Annotated in this window: 2 protein-coding genes; both read left to right on the top strand. The window is 69.9% G+C overall.

The genetic code is table 11. The features are described 5' to 3' along the window. Positions 1–556, top strand: a 556-nt coding sequence (locus HHX41_RS39400) for a cellulose binding domain-containing protein (RefSeq protein ID WP_182910010.1), incomplete at its 5' end; no start/stop codon positions are given. Between the two features lie 26 nt (positions 557–582). Then, positions 583–1,204 (top strand): cellulose-binding domain-containing protein (locus HHX41_RS39395; RefSeq protein ID WP_182910009.1); only part of this gene is annotated, 622 nt, incomplete at its 3' end.

The following is a 1,204-nucleotide window of genomic DNA, read 5'->3' as shown; positions in this document are numbered from 1 at the left end:
CCGCACCCGCTACGGCAACACCGGCACCCAGGCCACCGTCGAAGGCATCAGCATCTCCGGCGTCGGCCACCAGCTGCCGATGAACGGCCAGATCGCCTACGCCATCTCCTTCCTCGGCCTCGACGGCGTGACGACCTCCCCGTCCCCGTCCCCCTCCCCGAGTAGTTCGCCGAGCAGTTCGCCCAGCAGTTCGCCCAGTAGTTCGCCGAGCAACTCGCCGTCCCCCGGCGGCGGACCGGGCGCCTGCCGGGTCAGCGCCACCGTGAACGCCTGGAACAACGGGCTGACCGAGAACATCACGGTCACCAACACCGGTTCCTCGGCCGTCAACGGCTGGTCGCTGGCCTTCACTCTCCCGAGCGGGCAGACCATCACCGGCGGGTGGAACGCCACTTACTCGCCCACCAGCGGACAGGTCACGGCGAAGAACGTCAGCTACAACGGCTCGCTGGCACCCGGAGCCTCCACCGAGATCGGCTTCCAGGCCACCCACACCGGCAACGCCGCCAAGCCGACCGCGTTCACGCTCAACGGAAACACCTGCACCGTCTCCTGACGCCTCCCTATCCCCTGGAGATCTCCGTGCGCTTCATCAGACATCGGCGCTGGCTCGCGGCCGGAGTGGCCGCGGCGCTGAGCGTCCTCGGCGTCGCGGCCGCCGGCTCCGCCCAGGCCGCCGCGGGCTGCCGGGTCACCTACACGGTGACCAACCAATGGCAGGGCGGCTTCGGCGCCAACGTCGACGTGGTCAACCTGGGCGACCCGGTCGACGGCTGGCGACTGACCTGGTCGTTCCCCGCCGGGCAGACGATCAGCCAGCTGTGGAACGGCAGCTACACGCAGTCCGGCGCCCAGGTCACGGTGACCAACGCCTCCTACAACGGCGGCATCCCGACCGGCGGCAGCGCGTCGTTCGGCTTCAACGGCTCCTGGACCTCGTCCAACCCCGTGCCGGCGAGTTTCGCGCTGAACGGCACCACCTGCAGCGGCACCGTCACCAGCCCCTCGGCGAGCCCCAGTGCCAGTCCCAGTGCCAGTCCGAGCGCCAGTCCCAGCGCCAGCCCCTCGCCGTCGCCTTCGCCGTCGGTGAGTCCGTCGGGTGGGCCGTGGCCGCCGTCGTCGACGTACTCCAACCCGGTGTTGTGGCAGGACCTGGCCGACATCGACATCTTCCGGGTCGACGACACCTACTACTACTCGGCCT

The sequence above is a fragment of the Microbispora sp. H13382 genome, assembly GCF_014161445.1.
Classification (GTDB): domain Bacteria; phylum Actinomycetota; class Actinomycetes; order Streptosporangiales; family Streptosporangiaceae; genus Microbispora.
This window is presented reverse-complemented; position numbering and strand designations above follow the sequence as displayed.